This window comes from Roseobacter sp. N2S (genome assembly GCF_031454055.1).
In the GTDB taxonomy this organism is placed as follows: domain Bacteria; phylum Pseudomonadota; class Alphaproteobacteria; order Rhodobacterales; family Rhodobacteraceae; genus Amylibacter.
The window spans coordinates 1-25,066 of the sequence record NZ_JAVDQB010000013.1 but is presented as its reverse complement, the minus strand read 5'-3'; the positions used below and the strand labels follow the sequence as shown (position 1 = coordinate 25,066).

At 52.9% G+C, this 25,066-nt stretch carries 36 protein-coding genes and 1 pseudogene; 3 read left to right on the top strand and 34 right to left on the bottom strand.

What is annotated here, in order from left to right; all coding sequences use genetic code 11:
* Window positions 1–28 precede the first annotated feature (28 nt).
* From GGE09_RS20590 to rpsM, 6 genes are all read right to left on the bottom strand, one after another.
* On the bottom strand, window positions 29–325 hold the full coding sequence (locus GGE09_RS20590; RefSeq protein ID WP_309748031.1) for a hypothetical protein: 297 nt from the start codon (window positions 323–325) through the stop codon (window positions 29–31).
* Between the two features lie 263 nt (window positions 326–588).
* Window positions 589–1,917, bottom strand: coding sequence for a replication-associated recombination protein A (locus GGE09_RS20585; protein WP_309748030.1), 1,329 nt, complete (start codon window positions 1,915–1,917; stop codon window positions 589–591).
* Between the two features lie 195 nt (window positions 1,918–2,112).
* Entirely contained in the window at window positions 2,113–2,532 is a 420-nt protein-coding gene (rplQ, locus tag GGE09_RS20580) for a 50S ribosomal protein L17 (protein WP_309748029.1), read from the bottom strand.
* A 130-nt stretch (window positions 2,533–2,662) separates the two neighbouring features.
* On the bottom strand, window positions 2,663–3,679 hold the full coding sequence (locus GGE09_RS20575; RefSeq protein ID WP_309748028.1) for a DNA-directed RNA polymerase subunit alpha: 1,017 nt from the start codon (window positions 3,677–3,679) through the stop codon (window positions 2,663–2,665).
* Window positions 3,680–3,793: 114 nt separating this feature from the next.
* Window positions 3,794–4,183 (bottom strand): 30S ribosomal protein S11, encoded by a 390-nt coding sequence (gene rpsK / locus GGE09_RS20570; protein WP_069301459.1) that lies wholly within the window; start codon window positions 4,181–4,183, stop codon window positions 3,794–3,796.
* Window positions 4,184–4,197: 14 nt separating this feature from the next.
* Window positions 4,198–4,566 (bottom strand): 30S ribosomal protein S13, encoded by a 369-nt coding sequence (gene rpsM / locus GGE09_RS20565; protein WP_309748027.1) that lies wholly within the window; start codon window positions 4,564–4,566, stop codon window positions 4,198–4,200.
* Window positions 4,567–5,040: 474 nt separating this feature from the next.
* On the opposite strand from rpsM, the gene GGE09_RS20560 reads away from it, so the two are divergent.
* Window positions 5,041–5,724, top strand: coding sequence for a TrkA family potassium uptake protein (locus tag GGE09_RS20560; RefSeq protein ID WP_309748026.1), 684 nt, complete (start codon window positions 5,041–5,043; stop codon window positions 5,722–5,724).
* Window positions 5,724–7,070 (top strand): TrkH family potassium uptake protein, encoded by a 1,347-nt coding sequence (locus tag GGE09_RS20555; RefSeq protein WP_309748025.1) that lies wholly within the window; start codon window positions 5,724–5,726, stop codon window positions 7,068–7,070. The genes GGE09_RS20560 and GGE09_RS20555 overlap by 1 nt, the downstream gene beginning before the upstream one ends.
* 62 nt (window positions 7,071–7,132) lie before the next feature.
* Here GGE09_RS20555 and GGE09_RS20550 read toward each other — a convergent pair whose 3' ends face one another.
* The 17 genes from GGE09_RS20550 to GGE09_RS20470 form a co-directional block, all read right to left on the bottom strand.
* Window positions 7,133–7,777, bottom strand: coding sequence for an adenylate kinase (locus GGE09_RS20550; RefSeq protein WP_309748024.1), 645 nt, complete (start codon window positions 7,775–7,777; stop codon window positions 7,133–7,135).
* Between the two features lie 197 nt (window positions 7,778–7,974).
* Window positions 7,975–9,339, bottom strand: a complete 1,365-nt coding sequence (gene secY, locus GGE09_RS20545) for a preprotein translocase subunit SecY (RefSeq protein WP_309748023.1) — start codon at window positions 9,337–9,339, stop codon at window positions 7,975–7,977.
* A 217-nt stretch (window positions 9,340–9,556) separates the two neighbouring features.
* Window positions 9,557–10,039, bottom strand: a complete 483-nt coding sequence (gene rplO / locus GGE09_RS20540) for a 50S ribosomal protein L15 (protein ID WP_309748022.1) — start codon at window positions 10,037–10,039, stop codon at window positions 9,557–9,559.
* A gap of 260 nt (window positions 10,040–10,299) precedes the next feature.
* A complete protein-coding gene (locus tag GGE09_RS20535) occupies window positions 10,300–10,584 on the bottom strand; it encodes a hypothetical protein (RefSeq protein WP_309748021.1) in 285 nt (94 codons plus the stop codon).
* Window positions 10,585–10,668: 84 nt separating this feature from the next.
* On the bottom strand, window positions 10,669–10,857 hold the full coding sequence (rpmD, locus tag GGE09_RS20530; RefSeq protein WP_309748020.1) for a 50S ribosomal protein L30: 189 nt from the start codon (window positions 10,855–10,857) through the stop codon (window positions 10,669–10,671).
* Window positions 10,858–10,862: 5 nt separating this feature from the next.
* Window positions 10,863–11,438: a 30S ribosomal protein S5 gene (gene rpsE, locus GGE09_RS20525; protein WP_309748019.1), complete on the bottom strand. Its 576-nt coding sequence runs from the start codon at window positions 11,436–11,438 to the stop codon at window positions 10,863–10,865.
* Between the two features lie 109 nt (window positions 11,439–11,547).
* Window positions 11,548–11,907 carry a 50S ribosomal protein L18 gene (gene rplR / locus GGE09_RS20520; RefSeq protein ID WP_309748018.1) on the bottom strand — a complete coding sequence of 120 codons (360 nt, stop codon included), beginning with the start codon at window positions 11,905–11,907 and terminating at the stop codon, window positions 11,548–11,550.
* 12 nt (window positions 11,908–11,919) lie between these two features.
* Window positions 11,920–12,453, bottom strand: coding sequence for a 50S ribosomal protein L6 (gene rplF, locus GGE09_RS20515; protein WP_309748017.1), 534 nt, complete (start codon window positions 12,451–12,453; stop codon window positions 11,920–11,922).
* 10 nt (window positions 12,454–12,463) lie between these two features.
* Window positions 12,464–12,856 (bottom strand): 30S ribosomal protein S8, encoded by a 393-nt coding sequence (gene rpsH, locus GGE09_RS20510; protein ID WP_309748016.1) that lies wholly within the window; start codon window positions 12,854–12,856, stop codon window positions 12,464–12,466.
* Between the two features lie 12 nt (window positions 12,857–12,868).
* A complete protein-coding gene (rpsN, locus tag GGE09_RS20505; RefSeq protein ID WP_309748015.1) occupies window positions 12,869–13,174 on the bottom strand; it encodes a 30S ribosomal protein S14 in 306 nt (101 codons plus the stop codon).
* 21 nt (window positions 13,175–13,195) lie between these two features.
* Window positions 13,196–13,747 (bottom strand): 50S ribosomal protein L5, encoded by a 552-nt coding sequence (gene rplE / locus GGE09_RS20500; protein ID WP_309748014.1) that lies wholly within the window; start codon window positions 13,745–13,747, stop codon window positions 13,196–13,198.
* Window positions 13,740–14,054 (bottom strand): 50S ribosomal protein L24, encoded by a 315-nt coding sequence (gene rplX, locus GGE09_RS20495; RefSeq protein WP_309748013.1) that lies wholly within the window; start codon window positions 14,052–14,054, stop codon window positions 13,740–13,742. The genes rplE and rplX overlap by 8 nt, the downstream gene beginning before the upstream one ends.
* On the bottom strand, window positions 14,054–14,422 hold the full coding sequence (rplN, locus tag GGE09_RS20490) for a 50S ribosomal protein L14 (protein WP_309748012.1): 369 nt from the start codon (window positions 14,420–14,422) through the stop codon (window positions 14,054–14,056). Before rplN ends, rplX begins: the two co-directional genes overlap by 1 nt.
* A gap of 79 nt (window positions 14,423–14,501) precedes the next feature.
* Complete coding sequence (gene rpsQ / locus GGE09_RS20485) at window positions 14,502–14,738, bottom strand: 30S ribosomal protein S17 (RefSeq protein ID WP_309748011.1); 237 nt, start codon at window positions 14,736–14,738, stop codon at window positions 14,502–14,504.
* A gap of 14 nt (window positions 14,739–14,752) precedes the next feature.
* Entirely contained in the window at window positions 14,753–14,956 is a 204-nt protein-coding gene (gene rpmC / locus GGE09_RS20480; RefSeq protein ID WP_309748010.1) for a 50S ribosomal protein L29, read from the bottom strand.
* A gap of 646 nt (window positions 14,957–15,602) precedes the next feature.
* Window positions 15,603–16,199, bottom strand: a complete 597-nt coding sequence (locus GGE09_RS20475) for a hypothetical protein (protein ID WP_309748009.1) — start codon at window positions 16,197–16,199, stop codon at window positions 15,603–15,605.
* A gap of 60 nt (window positions 16,200–16,259) precedes the next feature.
* The gene (locus GGE09_RS20470; RefSeq protein WP_309748008.1) at window positions 16,260–16,889 is read right to left on the bottom strand and encodes a 2OG-Fe(II) oxygenase family protein; all 630 of its coding nucleotides are present in this window, start codon (window positions 16,887–16,889) and stop codon (window positions 16,260–16,262) included.
* Window positions 16,890–16,993: 104 nt separating this feature from the next.
* On the opposite strand from GGE09_RS20470, the gene GGE09_RS20465 reads away from it, so the two are divergent.
* Window positions 16,994–17,245, top strand: coding sequence for a ParB N-terminal domain-containing protein (locus tag GGE09_RS20465; protein ID WP_309748007.1), 252 nt, complete (start codon window positions 16,994–16,996; stop codon window positions 17,243–17,245).
* A 159-nt stretch (window positions 17,246–17,404) separates the two neighbouring features.
* Here GGE09_RS20465 and rplP read toward each other — a convergent pair whose 3' ends face one another.
* The 11 genes and pseudogenes from rplP to tuf all read right to left on the bottom strand — a co-directional run.
* A complete protein-coding gene (rplP, locus tag GGE09_RS20460) occupies window positions 17,405–17,818 on the bottom strand; it encodes a 50S ribosomal protein L16 (RefSeq protein ID WP_309748006.1) in 414 nt (137 codons plus the stop codon).
* Window positions 17,819–17,829: 11 nt separating this feature from the next.
* Window positions 17,830–18,531, bottom strand: a complete 702-nt coding sequence (rpsC, locus tag GGE09_RS20455; protein WP_309748005.1) for a 30S ribosomal protein S3 — start codon at window positions 18,529–18,531, stop codon at window positions 17,830–17,832.
* Window positions 18,531–18,914 (bottom strand): 50S ribosomal protein L22, encoded by a 384-nt coding sequence (gene rplV, locus GGE09_RS20450; protein ID WP_309748004.1) that lies wholly within the window; start codon window positions 18,912–18,914, stop codon window positions 18,531–18,533. Before rplV ends, rpsC begins: the two co-directional genes overlap by 1 nt.
* A gap of 3 nt (window positions 18,915–18,917) precedes the next feature.
* Window positions 18,918–19,196: a 30S ribosomal protein S19 gene (rpsS, locus tag GGE09_RS20445; protein ID WP_309748003.1), complete on the bottom strand. Its 279-nt coding sequence runs from the start codon at window positions 19,194–19,196 to the stop codon at window positions 18,918–18,920.
* Window positions 19,197–19,199: 3 nt separating this feature from the next.
* Window positions 19,200–20,039, bottom strand: coding sequence for a 50S ribosomal protein L2 (gene rplB, locus GGE09_RS20440; RefSeq protein ID WP_309748002.1), 840 nt, complete (start codon window positions 20,037–20,039; stop codon window positions 19,200–19,202).
* A gap of 317 nt (window positions 20,040–20,356) precedes the next feature.
* Entirely contained in the window at window positions 20,357–22,252 is a 1,896-nt protein-coding gene (locus GGE09_RS20435; protein ID WP_309748001.1) for a choice-of-anchor I family protein, read from the bottom strand.
* 165 nt (window positions 22,253–22,417) lie between these two features.
* Window positions 22,418–22,714: a 50S ribosomal protein L23 gene (locus GGE09_RS20430; RefSeq protein ID WP_309748000.1), complete on the bottom strand. Its 297-nt coding sequence runs from the start codon at window positions 22,712–22,714 to the stop codon at window positions 22,418–22,420.
* Complete coding sequence (gene rplD / locus GGE09_RS20425) at window positions 22,711–23,331, bottom strand: 50S ribosomal protein L4 (protein WP_309747999.1); 621 nt, start codon at window positions 23,329–23,331, stop codon at window positions 22,711–22,713. Before rplD ends, GGE09_RS20430 begins: the two co-directional genes overlap by 4 nt.
* Window positions 23,328–24,176 (bottom strand): 50S ribosomal protein L3, encoded by an 849-nt coding sequence (gene rplC, locus GGE09_RS20420; protein ID WP_309748118.1) that lies wholly within the window; start codon window positions 24,174–24,176, stop codon window positions 23,328–23,330. Before rplC ends, rplD begins: the two co-directional genes overlap by 4 nt.
* A gap of 15 nt (window positions 24,177–24,191) precedes the next feature.
* Window positions 24,192–24,500: a 30S ribosomal protein S10 gene (gene rpsJ / locus GGE09_RS20415; RefSeq protein WP_069301434.1), complete on the bottom strand. Its 309-nt coding sequence runs from the start codon at window positions 24,498–24,500 to the stop codon at window positions 24,192–24,194.
* 372 nt (window positions 24,501–24,872) lie between these two features.
* Window positions 24,873–25,066, bottom strand: a pseudogene (gene tuf, locus GGE09_RS20410) (elongation factor Tu); the annotation flags it as partial.

Sequence of the window (25,066 nt, the reverse complement as noted above, 5' to 3'; positions counted from 1 at the left end):
CACTTTTCGCTTGCAGCCCACACGCCCTTTAGCGGACATGGCTGCTTCTCTGGTTCGCCTCTACAGCAATCCCGACAATCTGTGCAAGGCCTTCGAACTTTTTGCGCTCGAACTCGGACAGGTCTTCAAGGCTGAAAACCTCATTATTCCATCTGGTCCAGTCACGGGTTTCCAATACAGCCTCGCGTACAACAAACACAGACGATACCTTGTGTTTACGGATCAAGTATTCGATCTGACCGATAACAACACTGTCCTGTCCTTCGAACAACCCAACCAAATATTCCCCCGACCGCAGAAAAAAGCCTCCTGTTTTGCGCTCCATACACCGAGCCCAAATGTCTTTCTGGATAGCTTCGACCTGAACGTCGGACTTTAGGGTGTCACATTTACAGGTAAAAAGGATTTGTAATATCAATTTTCCAACGGGCAAATCAGATGTCGAAACGAGGCCCCCCTCAAATTACGCGTTACTCACGTCCGCATTCAACCATAGAGTGAGGTGTATCGCAAACCGGAACAGCTTTTCTACCGTAAGTTGTGCAAACTCAAGGTACGCAACTACACCAGAGAGGCATCAAGTAAAAGCTAACTATTCTTGATAGAACTGCGCAGTTTAGCAAAGTATTCCGTGCGTTTTTTTAACTCACGTTCAAAGCCGCGATCCACCGGAACATAATACACCCCGTGCCGCATGCCGTCGGGGAAATAGTTCTGCCCCGAAAACCCATCCTTCGTATCATGGTCATATTCATAGCCCTGACCGTAGCCTTCGTCTTTCATCAACTGGGTGGGCGCGTTGCGGATGTGTTTTGGCGGCGGCTCTGATCCGGTCTTGCGCGCCGCTTTCACCGCCTCTTTATAGGCCATATACGCAGCATTGGATTTCGGTGCTAATGCCAGATAAATCACCGCCTGCGCCAAAGCCAATTCACCCTCGGGACTGCCAAGTCGCTCGTATGTTTGCCACGCCTGCAAACACAAAGCCTGCGCCTGCGGATCAGCCAGTCCGATGTCTTCAACTGCCATCCGCGTGATCCGCCGCGCCAGAAACCGGGGATCCTCGCCCCCCGCCAGCATCCGACACAGCCAGTAAACACTGGCATCAGGATCAGAACCGCGCACAGATTTATGCAAGGCAGAGATCAGATTGTAATGCTCCTCGCCCGATTTGTCGTATTTCGGCGCACGCCGCGACAGCCGCTTGGATAGATCATCACGGCCGATTTTACCGGCAGCTTTCCATGAAAAACATTGCTCCAGAATATTAATCAGCGCCCGTCCGTCCCCGTCGGCCATTTCCAGAACGGCCTCGCGCGCATCGGCGGTCAATGGCAGCGCGCGCTGCACCAATTGCTCCGCCCGTTGCGCCATCAATTCCAGATCTTTCAGGGTCAACCGCTCCAGCACCATCACCTGACTGCGACTTAAAACAGCGGCGTTTAACTCGAAAGAGGGATTCTCGGTTGTCGCCCCCACCAGAACAATGGTGCCGTCTTCCATATGGGGCAAAAACCCGTCCTGTTGCGCTTTGTTAAAGCGGTGAATCTCATCCACAAACAGAACTGTCCCTCGCCCTGTTTGACGCCGTAACTTGGCCGCTTCAAACACTTTTTTCAAATCGGCCACACCTGAAAAGATCGCGCTTATCTGAACGAACTCCATCTCGGTTTCATCCGCCAGCAATTTAGCAAGCGTGGTTTTCCCAACCCCCGGCGGACCCCAGAATATGATCGAGGACAGCCGACCGCTTTCCAGCATCACCCGCAAAGACCCTTCGACGCCCAGCAGATGCTGCTGGCCAATCACATCGGAAAACCGCCGAGGCCGCAATTGATCTGCCAAAGGTGCATTGCGCGCAGCACCCGTTGCAGCGCCGTCCTCATCGCCCCCCAATGTATCAAAAAGATCTGCCATAACCCCGACCACCCATTTCCAACTGCCCCATAGTGTGACCCGCAAACCCCAAGGACGCAACAAACTTCCCACGGTTTCCCCAGCCACTCGGGCGTTTCAATGTTCCCAAAATACTCATTAAAAAACCCCGCCAGACCACTACAGCCTGACGGGGTTCCTACTGTCCCGAATATTATCGGTTTTTATTCTTCGGTTTTATTCTTCGCTGGCCAACTCGGCTGCAACGCGGGCTTTGTCAGCCTTACCTTTCGCGTCAACATCACGATCAACAAATTCGATGATCGCCATTGGGGCCATGTCGCCGTAACGGAAGCCGGCTTTCATGATACGCACGTAACCACCTTGGCGGTCTTTGTAGCGTGGGCCAAGGATGTCGAACAGTTTGGAAACGTACTGATCTTCTTTCAGCTTGGAAGCGGCCTGACGACGGGCGTGCAAATCGCCACGTTTCGCCAATGTGATCAGTTTTTCCATGATCGGGCGCAGTTCTTTTGCTTTTGGCAAAGTTGTTTTGATTTGCTCATGTTCGATGAGCGAGCCTGTCATGTTCGAGAACAACGCTTTACGGTGTTCGTGTGTCCGGTTCAGGCGGCGGTAACCACGTGCGTGACGCATTTTAGTCTTCCTTGTCTATACTTTGTCTGGCGCACCTGCGTGGGTGTCGCACTCCTTGGGGCAGAATTACCCGGATGTTCCCCACCAGCGTGGGCATTTTGGGGCGCGACCGAAACCGCGCCCCGAATTTTTAGAACTGGTCTTCGTATTTTTTAGCCAGATCTTCGATGTTGTCCGGTGGCCAATCCACGATATCCATACCCAGATGCAGACCCATGCCGGTCAGGACTTCTTTGATTTCGTTCAAAGATTTCCGACCAAAGTTTGGCGTGCGCAGCATTTCGGCTTCGGTTTTTTGGATCAGATCGCCAATATACACGATATTGTCGTTCTTCAGGCAGTTTGCGGAACGCACGGACAGTTCCAACTCGTCTACTTTCTTCAGCAGCAGCGGGTTGAATTCCAGATCGTCTTCTTCTTCTTGACGGGAAGCGGACTCTGGCTCGTCGAAGTTCACAAACACAGACAGTTGATCTTGCAGAATGCGCGCAGCATAGGCCACCGCGTCTTCTGGTGTGATGGAACCATCTGTTTCCAGTTTCAGTGTCAGTTTGTCATAGTCCAGAACCTGACCTTCACGGGTCGGTTGAACATCATAAGACACTTTCACAACAGGCGAGAACAGCGCGTCGATTGGAATGAGGCCGATCGGCGCATCTTCCGGACGGTTCTTGTCTGCGGCCACATAGCCTTTACCGGTTTCCACAGTCATTTCCATGAACAGCGAAGCACCATCGTCGAGGTGACAGATCACGTGCTCTTTGTTCAGGATTTGAATGTCAGCGGTTTCAGAAATATCACCAGCTGTAACAACACCCGGGCCTTTGGCTGCAATCGACACACGTTTTGTGCCTTCTGCTTCCATGCCAACAGCCACACCTTTAAGGTTCAGAACGATGTCGGTTACGTCTTCACGTACACCGGCAACGCTTGAAAACTCGTGCAGAACATTGTCGATCTGTACGGATGTGATCGCAGCACCTTGCAGCGACGACAGCAGAACACGCCGCAGCGCGTTGCCAAGTGTCAAACCAAAGCCACGCTCCAGCGGTTCAGCAACACATGTTGCCTGACGCAGTGGGTCGCCACCTGGTTTGATGTCCAACTGAGTTGGGCGGATAAGCTCTTGCCAATTCTTGTGGATCATAAATCCTCCATTCCTGTCCGCCGATCGGATCCGATTGATCGGGAACGCCCGAGGGTATTGCAATGACGCGGGCCGATCCCTTTGAACCGGCCCGATAATTCTTGACGCTGCGGGTTATACCCGACGACGTTTTGGGGGACGACAGCCGTTGTGTGCGATCGGGGTTACGTCACGAATAGATGTGATGTTGAACCCGACAGCAGCCAAGGCGCGCAATGCGCTTTCACGGCCAGAACCTGGACCCTGAACTTCGACTTCCAGCGTTTTCACGCCATGCTCTTGCGCTTTTTTGCCAGCATCTTCAGCAGCCATCTGTGCTGCATAAGGTGTGGATTTACGCGAGCCTTTGAAGCCCATAGTCCCAGCGGAAGACCATGCGATTGCGTTGCCTTGGGCGTCTGCAATCAGGATCTTTGTGTTGTTGAAAGAGGAGTTAACGTGAGCAACACCAGTGGTGATGTTCTTACGGACCTTCTTCTTTGCGCGAAGTTTTTCACGTGCCATAGTTCAAGCCCTCCTTATTTCTTTTTGCCAGCAATCGCGCGGGCTGGGCCCTTACGCGTACGAGCGTTTGTGTGTGTACGTTGTCCGCGAACAGGCAGACCACGACGATGACGCAGGCCGCGGTAGCAACCCAGATCCATCAGGCGTTTGATGTTCATGGAAACTTCACGACGAAGGTCACCTTCGACGTCGACGTTTGCGTCAATGTATTCGCGAATTTTCAGAACTTCCGCATCGGACAGTTCGTTGATCCGGCGGGTAACATCCAGACCGGTTTCTTCGCAGATTTTTGCAGCGATCGTGTTACCGATGCCGTGAATATATGTAAGGGCGATTGGGACCCGTTTGTGGGTCGGCAAGTTAACGCCGGCGATACGTGCCAAGGGCTCTTCCTTATGGTTGCGGCTCCGTGTTTCCAGAACCTTTTTTCACAACAAAAGCCCAACACCACCACGGCATCAGGCCAGTTCTTATTAGGGTATCTGACGAATCACTGTAATCAGCGAAAAATGACCGATTCCTTAAAGAAGCTGTGCGATACACGCCGTACAAAAGAAGGTCAACCCCTCTGCCAAAAGGTTAGGGCCATAACGCGGCTGTTTTACGCGCCTCATTCGCCCTTCGGGGTTAACAAGGTCTATAAGGCAGCAACCCAAAAAGCCAGCGTTATTTGCCGCACCTTTTAGCAGTGTCACCGCCCCTAATGCGTTACGTTGGCCGTGCAACGCCTGCAAATGTGTCACCTGTCCGCGCAAACAGACACAAAAAACTAAAGACCCAGAAGCTGGGTTCCCCTTGATCCCCCCGCCGCCTCCTTTAAAAGCTGTCTACACACTGCCAGCAGATAAGAGGCTCTTATGAAATCCGGCAAACGATCCCTACTACAAAAGCGCAGCACTTTCGCTGTTATCGGTCTTGGCTCTTTTGGCAGCACGGTAGCCTTGGAACTGGCGCGGTTCGGAAACCATGTGATCGGCATTGATACCAACGAATCTTTGGTTAACAACCACGCCGAGGATTTGACCCAAGCCCTCATTGTTGACGCCAAAGATGACTCCGCCCTACGGGAGGCAGGGGTCGCTGAATGTGATGTTGCGGTTGTCGCCATGGGGGCCGATCTGGAATCCAGCATCCTTGCGGCCATTAACCTGAAAACCATCGGCGTGCCTGTGGTCTGGGCCAAAGCCACCACCAAAACCCATCATCGTATTCTCAGCAAACTGAAAGTAGATCGCATCATCCACCCCGAGGTAGAAGTGGGCCAGCATGTGGCCCAAGTGCTGCACAACCCGCTGGTGCGCGATTACGTCAGCCTTGGAAACGGCTTTCATGTGGTGAATTTCCGTATCCCCGAAACACTCGAAGGCAAAACGCTGGACCAAATGTCCCACAACGAGGATTTCAACCTGCGCTGCATCGGGGCCATGCGGGGGACGGAATATCTGGGGCGCGATGGGGACGCTTGCGAATTGCGCAAAGGCGATTTACTGATCCTTCTGGGCCGCCGCGCCGATCTGCGTAATTTCGCAGCGACCCTGTAATGTCGCCGCGCATTCCCGTTCCGCAGGGCTGGCGCCTGCCAAACCTGCCGCCCCCGATGATGCTTGCCCTGCTCTATCTGTTCTGCATCCTTCTGGGCGCACTTTTGCTGCTGCTGCCTTTCGCCAACACCGGCGGCGTAACCCTTGGCGATGCGATCTTCACCTCTGCCTCGGCTGTGACGGTGACGGGGCTGGCTGTAGTGGATACGGGATCGACCTTTAGCCTGTTCGGGCAGTTTGTCATCATGGTTCTGATCCAGCTTGGCGGGTTAGGCCTGATGAGCTTTGCCGTGCTGGTTCTATCGGCCATGGGCATCCCCATCGGCATGCCTCAACGGCTGATCCTGCGCGAAGACCTGAATCACACCTCTCTGCACAACCTGACCGCCATCGTGCGCATCATCCTAGTGGTCTCACTAACTTGCGAACTGTTAGGCACTGCCCTGCTGGCTTTCGTTTTTGTGCCTGAATTCGGCTGGGCCGAGGGCCTGTGGAATGCACTGTTCCACAGTATTTCCGCATTCAACAATGCAGGTTTTGCGCTGTTTCCAGACAGTCTGTCCCAATGGGTGGATGATCCGGTGATCAATCTGGTGATCCCTGCCCTGTTCATCCTTGGCGGGCTTGGCTTTGTGGTGGTGGCCGATCTGTTCAGCACCCGAAGCTGGGGGCGTTTGACCCTGCACAGCAAACTGATGATCGTCGGCACCGCAATATTTATCCTGTTTGCCTGGTTCTTTTTCGCCGCATTGGAATGGAACAACCCCGGCACCCTTGGGCAACTGCCTACAGTCGGGGCAAAGCTATGGGCAAGCTGGTTTCAGGCGGTGACACCGCGTACAGCCGGGTTCAACACGCTTGACACCAGCGCCATGCATGACAGCACCACCATGATGACCATGTTCCTGATGATCATCGGCGGCGGCAGCGCCTCTACTGCGGGGGGTGTTAAGGTGACCACCGTCATAGTGCTGCTGATCGCCAGCGTCGCCTTTTTTCGCCGCCGCACCGAAATTCAGGTCTTTGGCCGCAGCCTGGGCGTTGAGGAAATCATGAAAGTCATGGCACTGGCCACTGTCAGCACCGTGGTGATTTTTGTCGCCATCTTCATCGTTTCCATTTCCCACGACGGAGAGTTCATCGACCTTGTGTTCGAGGTAACCTCCGCCTTTGGAACGGTCGGCCTGTCACGGGGCGCCACATCTGAACTGGACAGCATCGGCCGCGCGCTGATCATTTGCCTGATGTTTCTGGGCCGCGTCGGCCCCCTGACACTTGGGTTCTTTCTGGCCACCCGCAGTGTGCCACGAGTGAAATATCCCAAAGGTCAAATCCATCTGGGCTAAACCAAAAAGGCCGCCTGTTGATCAGGCGGCCTTTGGTGAAAACTGTCTGGTCGTCGATGGGTTTAATCCATCGCCCCAGCGATCGAGGCTTTGACCTGATCAATCGGGGCCAGCCCGTCGATGCTTTGCAACTGGCCTTTGGCATAATAATATCCGATCAGCGGCGAGGTGTCTTTGTAATAGGCCATCAGACGGGTCTTAAGGCTTTCTTCATTATCATCCGCACGGCGGTTGAATTCCGTTCCGCCACATTTATCACAGACACCCTCTTTGGCGGGTTTCTTGGCTGTGTCGTGATAGCCCGCACCACAGTTCGCACAAGTATAGCGCCCCGTGATCCGCGAAACCAATGCAGCGTCATCCACGCGCATTTCGATCACTGCGTCCAAGGTCTGCCCCTCAGAGTCCAGCAGGTCATTCAACGCATCGGCCTGCGCCAGAGTGCGCGGGAAGCCGTCAAATATGAAGCCACCATCTGCTGTTGCTGTTTCAAGTTGCTCACGGATCAGGCCGATGACGATCTCGTCTGTGACCAGTTCACCGCGATCCATCACGCCAGCAACCATCTTGCCCATTTCAGTGCCAGATGTCCGTGCAGCGCGCAGCATGTCGCCAGTGCTCAGCTGCACCATATTCCGCTCATCCACCAACATCGCGGCTTGTGTACCTTTACCAGCACCCGGTGGGCCAAGCAAAATAATATTCATGTAGATTCCCTTCATATCGCAGCACGCACACAGCTATAACGTTATTTACCCACGCGCGAAATCAAGAAACGTATACTTGCGCATACAGGTCGCACGCAAGGGGGGCACGCCAAACGGAGGCGGTAAAAATGACAAAGGCCGCACAGTAACTTGTGCGGCCCGTCATTTTTCGCCGAAAGATTTCGGTCAAACCCGCGTTAGCGGCCCCGACGCCCACCTTTGGTTTTGCTGCGGCTTTTCCCACGCAGCTTGGATTTTTCGATCAAGCTTTCGTATTGATGCGCCAGCAAATGGGATTGCACTTGTGTGATTGTATCCATCGTCACCGACACAACAATCAACAACGATGTCCCGCCGAAATAAAACGGAATCGACAGCTGCGAGCGCAGGATTTCAGGGAACAAACAGATCGCCGCAAGATAAGCAGAACCCAAAACAAGAAGACGCGCGACCACATAGTCGAGATATTCTTCGGTTTTCTTACCGGGGCGAATCCCTGGGACAAAGCCGTTCTGCTTGCGCAGGTTATCCGCAACATCGTCAGTTTTGAACGACACGTTGGCTGTGTAGAAATAGCTGAAGAACACAATCATGCCCACAAAGAACAACAGATACAGCGGTTGGCCGGGGCCAAAATACGCCAGCAGCGTGTTCATGAACGGGCTGGTTTGTGTGCCCGAGAATGTGGAAATGGTTGTTGGCAACAGCAACAAAGCAGATGCAAAGATCGGTGGAATAACGCCCGCAGGGTTGATCTTGATCGGCAGGTGCGACGACTCGCCCCCGTAGACCTTCATGCCAACCTGACGTTTGGGGTATTGAATATGGATCTTGCGCAAGGCCCGTTCCATAAACACGATGAAGGCGATGACAGCGACGATCATCACCATAACGCCAACGATAACACCGGGTGAAATCGCACCAGAGCGACCAGAGGCAAAGAACTGTGCCAGCGCAGCTGGAAGTTCCGCGATGATGCCCACAAAGATGATCAGGGAAATCCCGTTGCCAATGCCCCGAGCCGTGATTTGTTCACCCAGCCACATCAGGAACATGGTGCCGCCCACCAACGTGATAATCGCAGGCAGTTGGAAGGACAAAAAGCCCGGTGTCGTGACCAGATCGCCTGCTTCCAAGCCGCGGGACATGCCGTAGGCCTGAAAGAACGCCAGCGCCACGGTGCCGTAGCGGGTGTATTGGTTGATCTTCTTGCGGCCAGCCTCACCCTCTTTCTTCAACTGTTCCAGTTGCGGCACCATGGCCGTTAGCAACTGCACAATAATAGAAGCGGAAATATAAGGCATAATCCCAAGCGCAAAGATCGCCATCCGGCCAATCGCACCACCCGAGAACATGTTGAGGATACCGCCAACACCTGTTTGCGCACCCTCCACAAATTCCCGCAGCGCGCCAGCGTCGATGCCCGGAACAGGGATAAACGTCCCGATCCGATAGACAATCAAAAGACCCAAAGCAAACAGGATACGAGATTGCAGTTCTTTCGCTTTACCGAAGGCACCCCAACTTAGATTAGAAGCCATTTGTTCAGCAGCAGAAGCCATGAACGTCCCTTTCATATGGTCGCACCGTGCGGCGTCCCGAATGGTGCGACAAAAACAAAAACGCCGCGAGACCAATCAGCAAGGTCGCGCGGCGCCGAAAAACTTGATCGTGAGTTATGTAAGCGGCAGGTCCACCGCTCACAAGCCCAATTCAAGGGTTTTAACTTTAATTTGAAACGCCAGTGTTCCCAGCGCTTCAGAATCAAGTTGAAACGCTTTAGGCGTCAGCAGCTACTTTTGCTGGCTTGGTGACTGTCAGCTTGCCACCAGCGGCCTCTACGGCCTCTACGGCGGTGCGGGATGCACCTGTGACTGTCAGGTCGATTTTAGAAGTGATCGCGCCTTTGTTCAGAACACGAACGCCGTCTTTAACACGACGAACCAGACCGGATTCAACCAGCACGGTTTCAGTGATCGGCGCAGACGCGTCGATTTTCTTTTCGTCGATGAATTTTTGCAGCAGGCCAAGGTTCACAACAGCATGTGTTTTTGTGTTGATGTTGTTAAAGCCACGCTTTGGCAGACGCTGGTACAAAGGCATCTGACCGCCTTCGTAGCCACCAATAGCCACACCCGAACGGGATTTTTGACCTTTGATACCACGGCCACCCATTTTACCGGTGCCGGAACCAGGACCACGACCAATACGCTTGCGTTTTTTGGTTGCGCCCGGGTTGTCTGAAAGTTGATTCAGTTTCATGTCGCTATCTCCTTTTGCCGGAACTACCCCCGATCAGCGACGAAAGGGCAAACACGGCGTTACGATGTGATTCTGGGACGGAGCCCAGATTGCGGGTGTTTAGAGGGGAAAGGGATGTGTGGCAAGGGTTTGGATTGGGTAAATGGAATATACGTGAAGGGCGTGCCAAAACGACAGGCCTTCGCAGACCTCGGGGGGCGTTTACGCCTCCCATGGGGGAGGTCGGCGCAGGCCGTCCCGCAAGCGGAACGGCCGAATTTCTAACTATACTCAACAGTACAATTTTCATCCAAATAGTGATCGGCAAGCAACTTCATCACGACCTTACGCACGGTGGCGATGTCCTTGCTTTTCGCCACGCTAACCCTCAGCTCACAACCACCTATGCCGCAAATTGTGTCCGCCGCTTCCATCCCACCCATTTCAGCCACGCCATTAACTTCAATCTCAGAATACAAATCTTCTGCAAAGTTTCGAACCTTATGGCGCTGTGATGACGTCGTATTTTCAGGGAATTTTAGAAGGATTATTCGTTGAACTGCCATTTCTTACCACTACAATAAAAAAACGCCCCCGCAAAGCGGAGGCGTTAATCTCAAGCCGTAGGTCGGGGTTTACCCCGACACCACTCAACCTTTTTCTTCGATGATCTCTACCATGTGAGACACCTTAGCAACCATACCGCGCACAGCAGGTGTATCTTCCAGCTCACGGGTTTTGTGCATTTTGTTCAGGCCCAGACCGATCAGCGTTTGACGCTGTTTTTCGGGGCGACGGATCGGGGAGCCGATCTGTTTTACAACGATTGTTTTAGCCATTGAACTTAAGCCTCCGCAGCTTCGGCGTCTGCAGGTGCATCCGCAGGAGCGTCAGTTTTTGGCAGAATGTCAGAAACTTTCTTGCCACGACGTTGTGCAACATTGCGCGGGCTGGATTCTTTACCCAGACCGTCCATAGTTGCACGGATCATGTTGTACGGGTTGGCCGAACCGATGGATTTGGACACAACGTCCTGAACACCCAACATTTCGAACACAGCACGCATAGGACCACCGGCGATGATACCAGTACCTTGTGGTGCAGAGCGCATCACAACTTTACCAGCGCCATGACGGCCTTCCATGTCGTGGTGCAATGTACGGCCTTCACGCAGCGGAACGCGGATCATTTTGCGTTTCGCAGCTTCGGTAGCCTTACGGATCGCTTCGGGGACTTCTTTGGCTTTACCTTTACCAAAACCGACGCGACCTTTTTGGTCGCCAACAACGACCAGCGCAGCAAAACCAAAGCGTTTACCGCCTTTTACTGTTTTGGATACGCGGTTGATCGCAACAAGGCGATCCTGAAATTCCGGGTTTTCGTCGCGATCGCGACCCCGGCGATTGTCATCTCTAGCCATCATTGGCCTCCTAGATAGTGTGGGGAATTCCCCAAATATTCCAATCCTAGTGGGACGACACCGCCGCCCCCTGGATCATCGAGGTGGGCATAAAGCCCACCTACAGATCTTAGAACTTAAGACCGCCCTCACGGGCTGCGTCTGCAAGCGCTTTAACTTTACCGTGGAACAAGAAACCGCCACGGTCGAAATAACAGGTGTCAACACCGGCTTTTTTCGCACGTTCCGCCAACAGCGCGCCAACTTTGGCGGATGCTTCGACGTTGTTCTTGCCAACGATACCCAGATCTTTTTCCAAAGAGGAAGCAGATGCTAGGGTTACGCCATTCACATCATCAATCAATTGAACGCTGATGTTCTTGGACGAGCGGTGTACGCTCAAGCGGGGGCGGCCAGCAGCCACCTTCCGCATTTTGCTCCGGTTGCGCATACGGCGCTTAAGGAACAGAGTTCTCTTGCTAATAGCCATCTTATGCGCTCCTTACTTCTTCTTACCTTCTTTGCGGAAGATATATTCGTCTTTGTACTTAATGCCCTTGCCTTTGTAAGGCTCTGGCTTGCGGTACTGACGAATGTTTGCAGCAACCTGACCAACAACTTGCTGGTCGATACCTTCAACAATGATTTCAGTCGGCTTGGGTGCAGTTACCGTAATGCCTTCCGGCACTTGGTATTCAACGTCATGCGACAGACCCAGCGCCAATTTCAGGACAGTGCCCTGCATGGACGCACGATAACCAACACCGTTGATTTCCAGCTCTTTCTTAAAGCCAGTCGTCACGCCGGTTACCAGGTTTGCGATCTGTGTGCGGCTCATACCCCATTGCTGACGCGCCCGTTTGGACGTGCCACGAGGTTTGATCGACACACCGTCATCACCAACTGTAAGCGTTACATCATCTGTAGCCTTGAAGGTACGTGTACCTTTAGGGCCTTTTACTTCTACGGTCTGGCCGGACACAGAGGCAGTTACGCCGCTGGGCAGCTCGACCGGTTTTTTACCAATTCGAGACATACCAAACTCCTTAGAAGATTGTGCACAAGACTTCGCCGCCGATATTGGCTGCGCGCGCTTGTGCGTCTGACATAACACCCTTGGATGTCGATACAATTGAAACGCCAAGACCTTGACGAACCGAAGGAATGTCCTTCACGTTTGAATAAACGCGACGGCCAGGGGTCGAAACCCGCTTCAGTTCTTTGATCACGGGCACACCGTCGAAGTATTTCAAAGAAATCTCCAACTCTGGGTGACCGTTAGCGCCTGTGCCAGCTTCATAGCCGCGAATGTAACCTTCGCTCTGGAGAACATCCAGAACCCAGCCACGCAGTTTGGAAGCAGGTGTTTTCACTGTGGATTTGCCGCGCAGTTGAGCGTTGCGAATACGTGTGAGCATATCACCGATAGGATCGTTCATATGTACTTCTCCTTACCAGCTCGATTTGACCATGCCAGGGATCTGACCGTCAGACGCCAATTGGCGCAACGCGATCCGGGACATTTTCAGTTTACGATAATACGCCTTAGGACGACCGGTTACTTGGCACCGGTTGTGCAGACGTGTGGCAGAGGAATTGCGAGGAAGTTCCGCCAATTTCAGGCGGGCCTTGAAACGCTCTTCCATAGGAAGATCCATGTTTGTCGCGATTTCTTTCAGCGCGGCACGTTTGGCAGCATATTTAGCCACCAGCGCCTGACGCTTCACTTCGCGTTGGATCATTGCAGATTTAGCCATGATGTTTTCTCCTGTCCGCGATTAGCTTGTGAAAGGCACGTTGAAGTGCTTCAAAAGGCTTTTCGCTTCCGCGTCTGTGTCCGCATTCGTGTTGAATGCGATGTCCATGCCCCACATCACGTCTACTTTGTCGTAGTCGATTTCTGGGAACACGATGTGCTCTTTCAGGCCCATGGCATAGTTGCCACGACCGTCAAAGCTCTTGGCCGAAACGCCGCGAAAGTCGCGAACGCGAGGCAATGCAACCGTGATCAGGCGATCAAGGAATTCATACATCTGATCGCCACGCAACGTAACTTTCACACCCAAAGGCATGTCTTCACGAACGCGGAAACCAGCGATGGATTTCTTTGCTTTGGTGATCACTGGTTGTTGACCGGCAATTGCAGCCATGTCCTCAACAGCAGAGCGGATTTTCTTAGAGTCGTTAACGGCTTCGCCAACGCCCATGTTCAGAACGATTTTCTGAAGCTTGGGAATTTGCATGTCGTTCTTATAACCGAACTCTTCTTTCATGGCGGCGCGGATGGTTTCCCGATACGCAGCCTTCAGGCGTGGAGTATAATCAGTCATTGATCACTTCTCCCGATTTTTTGGCAAAACGAACTTTTTTATCACCGTCCATTTTGAAGCCAACCCGTGTCGGGCCGCCATCTTTAGGATCGATCAAAGCAAGATTGCTCAGTTGGATCGGCATCTCGGTTGGTACGCGACCACCCTGAGAGTTTTGTGTCTGGGCTTTGTGACGGATCGCCACGTTCACACCAGAAATGATAGCCTTACCGGTGGTCGGGTTTACAGACGAAATTTCGCCTTCTTTCCCTTTGTCCTTACCGGTCAGAACGATGACTTTGTCACCTTTGCGCAGTTTAGCAGCCATTACAGCACCTCCGGCGCAAGCGAGATGATCTTCATGAAGTTCTTGGAGCGAAGCTCGCGAACCACTGGGCCGAAGATACGTGTGCCAACTGGCTCACCCGCATTGTTCAGGATAACTGCAGCATTGCTGTCAAAGCGGATTGCTGTGCCGTCTTCACGACGGACTTCTTTAGCGGTGCGCACAACCACTGCTTTGCGAACGTCGCCTTTTTTCACGCGACCGCGTGGAATGGCTTCTTTCACAGAAACAACAATAATGTCGCCAACGGAAGCGTACTTCCGTTTGGAACCGCCCAGAACCTTAATGCACTGAACACGGCGAGCACCGCTGTTGTCAGCCACTTCAAGATTGGTCTGCATCTGGATCATGGTAGATACTCCGACCTTTGGGGACCTAAATGCAGTCTAGGCCCCAGGGTTTCGATTAACTGATGGTTTCAGCAGGGCCTCAAGAGGCGTCTGACAGAACTTCCCAGCGTTTGGTCTTCGAAATTGGCGCGCATTCCTGAATCCGGACTTTGTCACCAACTTTGAATTGCTCGTTCGCATCGTGAGCCCGGTATTTTTTGGACTTACGGATGGTCTTTTTCAGAACCGGATGTGTGAAACGACGTTCAACAGAAACAGTCACTGTTTGTGTGTTTTGATCGCTGGTCACAGTTCCAGAGAGGATACGTTTAGGCATTGTTCATACCTCCCTTATTCAGCCGCTGCTTGCGCAGCTTTTTCGTTCAGAATTGTGTTCACGCGCGCAACAGAGCGGCGGACCACGCGTACACGTGCAGTGTTTTCCAGCTGGCTTGTCGCCGCTTGGAATCGCAGGTTGAACGCTTCTTTTTTAAGTTCGACGAGTGCAGTACGCAGTTCGTCCGGGGATTTTCCCCGAAGTTCGTTGGCATCCATAGCCATTTCCTTTTTTTCAACATCATTGGAAGGCCGCTGCAAAAAGCGTCACCCTGATTCCAATGGAGTGGATGATGAACGCGCTCTATAGGCGGGATACGGGGACGTGGCAAGCCTTTTAAATGCAGTGGCACAGTGCGGGCGGGGCGCTCCTGCTCCAGACGCTGTTTCAAATGTGTGGCGCCACCTATGAATACGTCTAAAACCGTGATCCGTTTATCCCTTAAAAGCCCAGTGATTAACCTTTGTTTCAATAAACACAGCACTTTCTTTGTGCCGGGCGCCTCGCGGCATGCACCCGTGCAGGTGAAAGTTTTTTGCATTTCACGACCCAACCGACAGTTGGTTTTTACACGGTCTTTATCATGTTATAGGGTGCTTTACTGTTACTAGGAGTGGTTTTGATGCTTACCGCGCGCGACTGCACCGACTATTCAATCCGGGTTGGCAATACTGGACCAAACGATCAGCCAATCCCAGAAGGCGGAACGCTAACGGGCACAGACGGCGATGATCTGGTTGATCTGGCCGGTATCGAAGACCTAAACCGCATTGACGGAGGCACGGGCGCTGGCCGCTTCCCCGACGCACCCAACATCACAGTTAGATTTTCACACAAGGGCGGGGTAAAACCGTCAACTGGCCCCTACCCGTTCGCCCGCTCTAACGCGCGGCGTTCCAGCACATCCGTCTGGGGCAGCCACTTGTATTTCGTGTCGCCCGCAACCGTTCCCCAATACAACAGCCCGCCAAACCGCCAAGGATCAAGGATAATCGCATCGCGCATGGTGCCGCCTTTGACGCCGATCAAAACCGTGGAATGGTCAATCCGGAACGCCACATCAGAATTGGCAATAGCGCGGTGCAGATCAAGTGTTTGGAAATGTTCAGCCGCCAAGCGGTTTTCCATATCTTCGGCCCAATGCCAGCACAGCCCACGGGGGCGTCTGCCTGCATTCACCTTGGTGTTGTGGATCAACGGCGGGTCGGTGATGCCATATTCCACCGCCAACTGACGCGGATAGTTAAAGGCGATCGTGGCTGCCCGCGCCGCCTCGGCCGGATCAACCTCGGGACCAAGAGCCAGAATTCGGGCTTCCAGCTTTGCAATATCGGATTGCTGCACCGGCGGCATGCGATCAGGACCAGAGCCCCCGCAAGCGGCCAGTATTAAGGTGAATAGAAGCGGTAGAACGATAGAACGACGGGTAAAAATTGCACTGCCCTCGGATCTTGAAGTCATTTGCGGCACGCTACCAACGCAATGCCAGCCTGTCGAGAGAGGACACGGTCACATTTCCGTCTAAGGCTTTTCGATTAACGCATAGTTAAAGCTGACCGAAATCCGCTCTTCGTCGGACATGTTCATAGGAACCTCATGACGTAGCCAGCTTTCCCACAACAACACATCAGACACTTTCGGCGCCACGTAATGGAACGTTTTCAAACCGGACCCGGCATCTTTCTTGCGCGTCGGCGCGGCCATCATCATAGCCAGACGGGGGTCTTCGAATTTGATCGCACTGGCATCGGACGGCATGGCCACATAAGTGGTGCCGCTGATCACCGAATGGGGGTGAATATGCGAGGTGTGTATGCCGCCCGTCGGCAGGATATTGATCCACAAGCTGTCGAGCTTAAGCGCCCGCCCGTCCAGATCAAACGCCAGATCTTCGGCAAAGGCAGCCACGTGGGCGTCCAGCACGTTGACCAAATCCTTAAAGATCGGAAAACGCCACGGCAAATCATCCAGACTGGCGTAGCTGGTATACCCCGGAAAGTCGTTTTCCTCGCACCATTCCTGCCCAGCCTCGTCGTCATCGGCGATGGACAGGCAGGTTGCCTCCAGCTCATCGGCATCAATCGGCGCGCCTTGTTCAGACAATTGCGCACGGTACAGGCGGGTCACAAAGAGGGAATCAATCTGGCTCATGTCCCGTGCATAGCCGATGCTATCACGGCGGCCAACACGACAAATTTAACAGCTCGGTAAAACTACTGCTGGCCAAGCCCGCAGATCAAGCGCACAGTCGCCCCATGCCAGTCAAAGAAACATTCGCAATCGCCGACATCCGCATTCCGGTCAAACGCAAAAAAACCCTTGAACCCGCCAAGGTCGAGGCGCTTGCCGAGGACATATTAGAAAACGGCCAGACCACCCCCGTGCGTGTGCGCGAAGGGAAAACCGGCGGCTATGTTCTGATCGAGGGATATCACCGCGTCGAAGCCATGCGGGCACTCGGCGAAGAACAGATCGTCGGCTACATCGTCCACGCCCGTCTGCACTAAGACTGATTAAGCCTTCGTAAAATCGAACGGCCGCTGTGTTCCCACGCGCCCGTCAACCAGCCTTATTCAAAACACCCTGACAGAAATAGAAAAGACCCCCGACTTTGCAGCCGAGGGTCCAAAATTTGTGTTGTAGGTCGGGCTTCAGCCCGACACCACTTACCAGTCTTCGCGTTGAACGACGCGGGTTTTAACCGGCAGCTTCATTGCAGCAAGGCGCAGGGCCTCACGGGCAACAGCATCGGTAACACCGTCGATTTCAAACATGATACGGCCTGGTTTAACTTTGGCTGCCCAAAATTCAACAGAACCTTTACCTTTACCCATCCGAACCTCGGTTGGTTTTTTGGTTACTGGCAGATCGGGGAAAATCCGGATCCAAACACGGCCCTGACGTTTCATGTGCCGTGTCATCGCGCGGCGAGCCGCTTCGATTTGACGGGCAGTGATACGCTCAGGCTCGATGGTTTTCAGACCATATGACCCAAAGTTCAGATCGGAACCGCCCTTGGCCAGACCGTGGATACGGCCCTTAAACGCCTTGCGGAATTTGGTACGCTTTGGTGATAGCATCTATCTTCTCCTTAGCGACGAGGTGGACGCGATGGTCCGCCTTCTTGCATTTCAGCCTGACGACGTTCGCGTGCGGATGGATCATGTTCCATGATCTCGCCTTTGAAAATCATCACTTTGATACCGATGATACCATATGCAGTCAGACCTTCGGCCCGTGCATAATCGATATCCGCGCGCAATGTGTGCAACGGAACGCGACCTTCACGATACCATTCAGTCCGCGCGATTTCAGCACCACCAAGACGACCGGCACAGTTGATACGAATACCAAGAGCACCCATGCGCATTGCGTTCTGTACAGCACGCTTCATGGCGCGACGGAAAGACACCCGGCGTTCCAGTTGTTGTGCAACAGATTCAGCAACCAGCTGTGCGTCCAGTTCCGGCTTGCGAACTTCAACAATGTTGAGGTGCAATTCGGAATCTGTCAGATTTGCCAGCTTCTTGCGCAGTGTTTCGATGTCAGCGCCTTTTTTACCGATGATCACACCCGGACGTGCCGAATGGATTGTCACGCGGCATTTTTTGTGCGGACGTTCGATGATCACACGAGCGATACCTGCTTGCGCGCATTCTTTCTTGATGAATTCGCGGATCTTCAGGTCTTCATGCAACAGATCGCCGTATTCACGCTTGTTGGCGTACCAGCGGCTGTCCCATGTGCGGTTGACTTGCAGACGGAAGCCAATTGGATTGATCTTTTGACCCATTATGCTTGCTCCTCTGCTGGCTGACGCACCAGAATTGTAACTTGTGCGAAAGGCTTCAGGATGCGGCCATACCGACCACGTGCCCGAGGACGTCCACGTTTCATGACAAGGTTTTTGCCAACATAAGCTTCGGCGACAACCAGTTCATCCACATCCAGACCGTGGTTGTTTTCAGCATTCGCAATCGCGGATTGCAGTGTCTTGCGAACATCAGCAGCGATACGTTTTTTGGAAAACGTCAGGTCGGCCAGGGCTTTTTCAACTGGTTTGTTGCGGATCAATTGCGCCACAAGGTTCAGCTTTTGCGGGCTGGTTTTCAGCATACGAGAAACGGCATACGCTTCGTTCTCTTCTACGCGACGGGGATTTTTAGACTTTCCCATGGCTTATTTCCGTTTCGCTTTTTTGTCCGCAGCGTGCCCATAGTATGTGCGCGTTGGGGAGTATTCACCGAACTTCTGGCCGATCATGTCTTCGGACACGTTGACGGGGATGTGCTTTTTGCCGTTGTAAACGCCAAAAGTCAGACCCACGAACTGTGGCAGAATCGTCGAACGACGAGACCAGATTTTGATAACTTCTTTGCGGCCGGATTCCCGAGTCTTTTCTGCTTTCTTAAGCACATAAGCATCGACGAAAGGGCCCTTCCATATTGAACGAGGCATCTATTAACGACCCTTCTTCTTGGCGTGACGGGACCGGATAATGAATTTATCCGTAGTCTTGTTTGAACGAGTGCGTGCACCCTTAGTTGGTTTACCCCAAGGCGAAACAGGGTGACGACCACCGGATGTACGACCCTCACCACCACCATGCGGGTGATCGACAGGGTTCATAACCACACCACGAACACTCGGGCGGATGCCTTTGTGACGGTTGCGGCCCGCTTTACCGAAGTTCTGGTTGCTGTTGTCAGGGTTAGAAACCGCACCAACAGTTGCCAGGCATTCTTGACGAACGATGCGCAGCTCGCCCGAGGACAGGCGGATCTGTGCGTAGGACCCGTCACGACCAACGAACTGAGCATAAGTACCAGCGGCACGTGCAACCTGGCCACCTTTGCCTGGTTTCAGTTCGATGTTGTGAATGATTGTCCCGATAGGCAGACCTGTGAACGGCATTGTGTTGCCCGGCTTCACGTCAGCCTTTGCCGAAGAGATCACCTGATCACCAACAGCCAAACGCTGTGGTGCGATGATGTAAGCCTGCTGGCCATCTTCGTATTTGATAAGTGCGATGAACGCGGTCCGGTTCGGGTCATATTCGATCCGAATTACCGTGGCCGGTACATCCATTTTGTTCCGTTTGAAATCAACGATACGGTACAGGCGTTTCGCCCCACCGCCTTTGCGACGCATCGTGATCCGCCCAGTGTTGTTCCGACCGCCATTCTTGGTCAAACCCTGTGTAAGGGCTTTGACCGGACGACCTTTGTACAACTCTGAACGGTCGATCAGTACCAGCCCACGCTGGCCTGGCGTCGTCGGTTTATACGACTTAAGTGCCATTCTTACTGTCTTCCGTTTTTTGAAGCAGGGGCTAACCTGCTTAATTTAAGGACCCCGAAGGTTCCAGTGTATAGGCCCCCGAAGGTGCCCGATTTAGGGGGGCGCAAATTTTAAACGCCCAAAACAACAACGCCCCAGACGAATCTAGGACGGTGCGGATGGTGGCTTGTAGGAAAGAGCACCCAAAGGGTCAAGTGTTAAAGGGGTTTTCTTTGCTTTGGGCTTTGGCACAGCCCTGAAGTTTACTGATCCCAGTTATACCCAACACCAAAAGAGGGCGCAATCCGCGCCCCCTTATCCGGTACCCCACCTGATACTCAGAACAGGAAGTCATCCTTGGCAATCTCAACACTTGCATCATGGGTGACGGTGATCAAGTCGTCCCCATAAGCCACTTTTGTCAGCGTGTCCGAAACCTCGGTGATATCAAGCTGGCGGTATTTCAGATCGGTGGCCGAAAGATCAATCATATCTTCCTCGGTGAAGAATTTAATCTTGTCCGCGCCATCACCGAAATCAAAGACAAAGCTATCTGCCCCTGCCCCGCCCTTCAGCTTGTCATTGCCAACGCCGCCCGTCAGCACATCGTCACCGGCGCCACCTTTGAGGGTGTCATTGCCTGCGCCGCCATTGATCGCATCATCTTTCGCGCGGCCTTTGATTGTGTCTGCCAACAATGATCCGTTCGCCACACCTTTGTGGAAGTCGCCTTTTCCGTCCACACGCGCGCCCAGATCAATCATGGTCGTTGTGCCGGAAACTTCGTAAGACACCGCCAGCATGGGATTGCCGGTGCCACTGTCTGCGGCAGATACAAACTGGATCACTTCGGGGGAAAGATCGCCGTTGGTACTGCTCTCGATATAGGTGGCAAACTTCGCCTTGGTCGGGTTTGTGATGTCATACACCATGATACCGCTGTCCCGCTCCAGACCGATAAAGGCAAAGTCCTTGCCCCCAAAAGAGCCGACCGTGATGGCTTCGGGTTCTGGTCCTTTGTTGTCGGACCGGTTTTCATCCACAACACCGCTGTCATCAGATGGGAAATCGTCATTGTTAAACGCATTTGGCACACGGTGCTGCGCGATCAACTGTTCGAAATCATCACCACTGTCAAAAACAAGCGTGCCATTGGCGTTAAAGATCGAAAAGCTGCGGCTGCCGTAGGAATGCAGAACGTCAATATCGCCGTCCCCATCGGTGTCCCCGTCAATGATCGAAATGGTCAGCCGCTCTAGTCCGGTTGTATCCACACTGTCGTCGATGCTAACACCCGTGACTTCGCCGTCCAGAATATCACCAATACGCGCAGCTTCGCCGCCTTCATCCCAGTCGCCCCGATCATCGCCTTCATTTGCGGTCAGGAAATAGGTTTCCCCCTTAAACGATGTCACCGCAATGGCGTCAGGCATGTACAAGCCTTGGGTGTTTTGCGGAACAATGCTGATTTCACCATCGTCGTCATTGGCGTCCATGCCATTGCCCGTTAGCGAATGATCTTTGGTGCCAAGGGGCAGAATATCGGTAAAGGCGCGGGCTTGAACATCAAACACGGCAACAGCATTGGCTTCTTGCAGGGTCACAAACAGATTGCCTGTTGCAGGATCAATCGCGATATATTCTGCCTCAAAATCATCAGAAGCGGTTTCGCCCGGAAAAATCCGAACGCCAAGATCGCGCAGATCGTCTTCCATACCGTCAAATGACGTGAAATCATAAGTTTGGGCAACCAGTTCACCGTCAACAAATTCAAGGACCGAAATGCCCCCTTTGGCCTGTGTCGCCAGATCCCCATCAAATTCCGCTTCAATCGCAGTGTAAATCTGGGTGCCGTCTTTGCTAAAGGTCACCATGTCGGGCAAAGTGCCAACTTCGGCCACACCCAAAAGCTTTAGCCCGTTGATGCCATAAACCGCAATCTTACCCGCCGAAGGTTCACCATCAACCGGATCAACTTCAATCGCTACCGCAATGTTACCGCCGTTTGCAGCCACAGAATTCACCCCTGCAAACCCGTCAATCTCGGTCAGGTCAAGCGCCCCGATTTTGCCGCCAGTTAAAACGCTAAAGACATCAATTCTGTCTTCTTCGCCGTTGGTTACAAACACATTGCCGCCCTCAAAGGCAACAACCTCAGAGCCAGCCTCACCAACGCCGGAATCAAAAGTTTGCAGCACGGAAATGCCATTTTCGGTTGCGAGTTTATTGTACATGATGCCCCTCGGCCTGAATTGAAATCAGGTGCCGAGTAGCCCAACCATGCAACAGATTCACAAAGCCCGTGTAACAAAGCACGCACATCGCCCTGTTATGCTGTTTCACATACAAAAAAGCCCCCAGCTTTCGCCGAGGGCTTTTTCTAACATTTTTCAGACGACTTAAAGTCCGGTAGACACGTCGATTGTGTTACCTTCTTCAAGGGTCACATAGGCTTTTTTCACGTCTTTGCGTGTGCCCAGTTTACCGCGGAAGCGCTTAACCTTGCCTTTGGTGATGGATGTGTTCACAGCCTTCACCTTGACATTAAACAGACCTTCAACAGCCTCTTTAATTTGTGGTTTGTTCGCGTCGATCGCTACTTCGAAAACAACAGCGTTATGCTCGGAAGCCATTGTTGCTTTTTCAGTGATGATCGGCTTGCGGATCACGTCGTAGAGTTCAGCTTTAGTTGTCATTTCAACCGTGCCTCCAATGCTTCAACGCCAGCTTTGGTCAGAACCAAAGTGTCGCTTTTCAGGATGTCATACACGTTGGCACCTTGGCTTGGCAGAACATTCACGCCGTCGATGTTACGGGCAGCCAATGCAAAGTTTGCATTCACTTCCGAACCATCAACGATCAGAGCGCGCTTCCAACCGAGGTTTTTCACGGCTTTCGCCAATTCACCAGTTTTTGCAGACGCCATGTCAGCTGTGTCGATGATAACCAACTCGCCAGCTGCGTATTTTGCGGACAGTGCGTGGCACAGCCCCAATTTACGGAACTTTTTAGTCAGATCATGCGCGTGGCTACGAGGCGTTGGGCCTTTGTAAACACCACCACCGCGAAAGATCGGCGCCGAGCGTGCACCGTGGCGTGCGCCACCCGTGCCTTTTTGGCGATAGATCTTTTTGGTGGAATAGCTGACTTCCGACCGTGTTTTAACTTTGTGTGTACCGGCCTGGCGTTTTGCCAGTTGGTAGCGCACAACACGGTGAAGGATGTCTTTGCGTGGCTCCAGGCCAAAGATCGCCTCGTCGAGGTCGACCGAGCCCGCTGAACCAGCGTCCAGTTTGATCACGTCGAGTTTCATTCTCCGCCTTCCTTCTTCTCAGCGTCAGCAGCAATTTCTGCTTCGGCAGTTTTCAGAGCAGCTTCTTCAGCGGCAGCAGCCTCGGCAGCAGCAGCTTCTGCGGCTGCAGCTTCTTCAGCGGCAGCTTCGGCAGCGGCTTCTTCAGCAGCTTTGGCAGCGGCAGCAGCGGCAGAACGCAGCGCAGCTGGCAGGATAGCACTGTCAGGGAACGGCTTTTTAACCGCATCTTTAACAGTAACCCAACCACCTTTAGAACCCGGAACAGCGCCTTTGATCATCAGCAGACCGCGTTCGCTGTCTGTTTTGATCACTTGCAAGTTCTGAGTCGTCACGCGGGCAGAACCCATGTGACCAGCCATTTTCTTACCTTTGAAAACCTTACCAGGATCCTGACACTGACCTGTGGAACCGTGGGACCGGTGAGACACGGAAACACCGTGTGTCGCGCGCAGACCACCAAAGTTCCAACGTTTCATCGCACCGGCAAAACCTTTACCGATGGACGTGCCAGACACATCAACAAACTGACCTTCAAAGTAATGATCCGCGATGATTTCTTCGCCGACTTCGATCAGATTGTCAGGGGAAACGCGGAATTCCGCGATTTTCCGTTTTGGTTCAACCTTGGCAGCAGCAAAATGCCCACGCATAGCAGCGGAAGTGCGTTTTACTTTTGCAGCACCAGCACCAAGCTGAACGGCGGAATAGCCATCACGTTCACTTGTGCGTTGTGCAACAACTTGCAGGTTTTCCATTTGAAGAACGGTTACAGGAATCTGTTTGCCGTCTTCCATAAACAAGCGGGTCATGCCCAACTTCTTTGCGATAATACCAGAGCGCAACATATTATTCATGCCCCCTTAAAGTTTGATCTCGACATCCACACCAGCAGCAAGATCAAGCTTCATCAGCGCGTCTACTGTTTGTGGAGTCGGGTCAACGATATCAAGCAACCGCTTGTGTGTACGAATTTCGAATTGCTCACGAGATTTCTTGTTCACGTGTGGGCCACGCAAAACAGTGTATTTCTCGATGTGGTTCGGCAGTGGGATTGGCCCACGAACCTGCGCACCGGTACGTTTAGCAGTGTTGACGATCTCTTGTGTGCTGGCATCCAGTACACGATAGTCAAATGCTTTCAGCCGGATACGGATATTTTGGCTTTGCATATCATTCGCCCTTTCAGGCTACGAGTTGATAGGACGACAGCTGGCTCATTCCAACTGCCCTCGTCGAACCCAAAAGGCGGGACCGAATCCCGCCTTCTTAGGCATTCGCAATGCGAATTGGCGTCCAATACACATGGTTTCCAACAGTGGCAAGGGAAACTTTCCGCCAAAGACTAAGTAAACGAATTCTTGGGAAAATATCCGACGTCAGCAAGCCGTAGAAAACCTGAACACATTGGGCGCCCTGACTGGCACAAAACCACAAAAGGCTACACTCCATCCACATCCATAGGTGTACAACGCAAAACGGCCACCCTGCAGGATGGCCGTTCTTATTTTCAACCAACAATCCGGTAGAACCGGTTGGGTCATTTAGTCGAGGATTTTGGAAACAACACCGGAACCAACGGTGCGGCCGCCTTCGCGGATCGCAAAGCGCAGGCCGGCTTCCATAGCAACAGGTGCGATCAATTCAACGTTGAACTTCAGGTTGTCGCCTGGCATCACCATTTCTGTACCTTCTGGCAGCTCAACTGTGCCCGTAACATCTGTTGTACGGAAGTAGA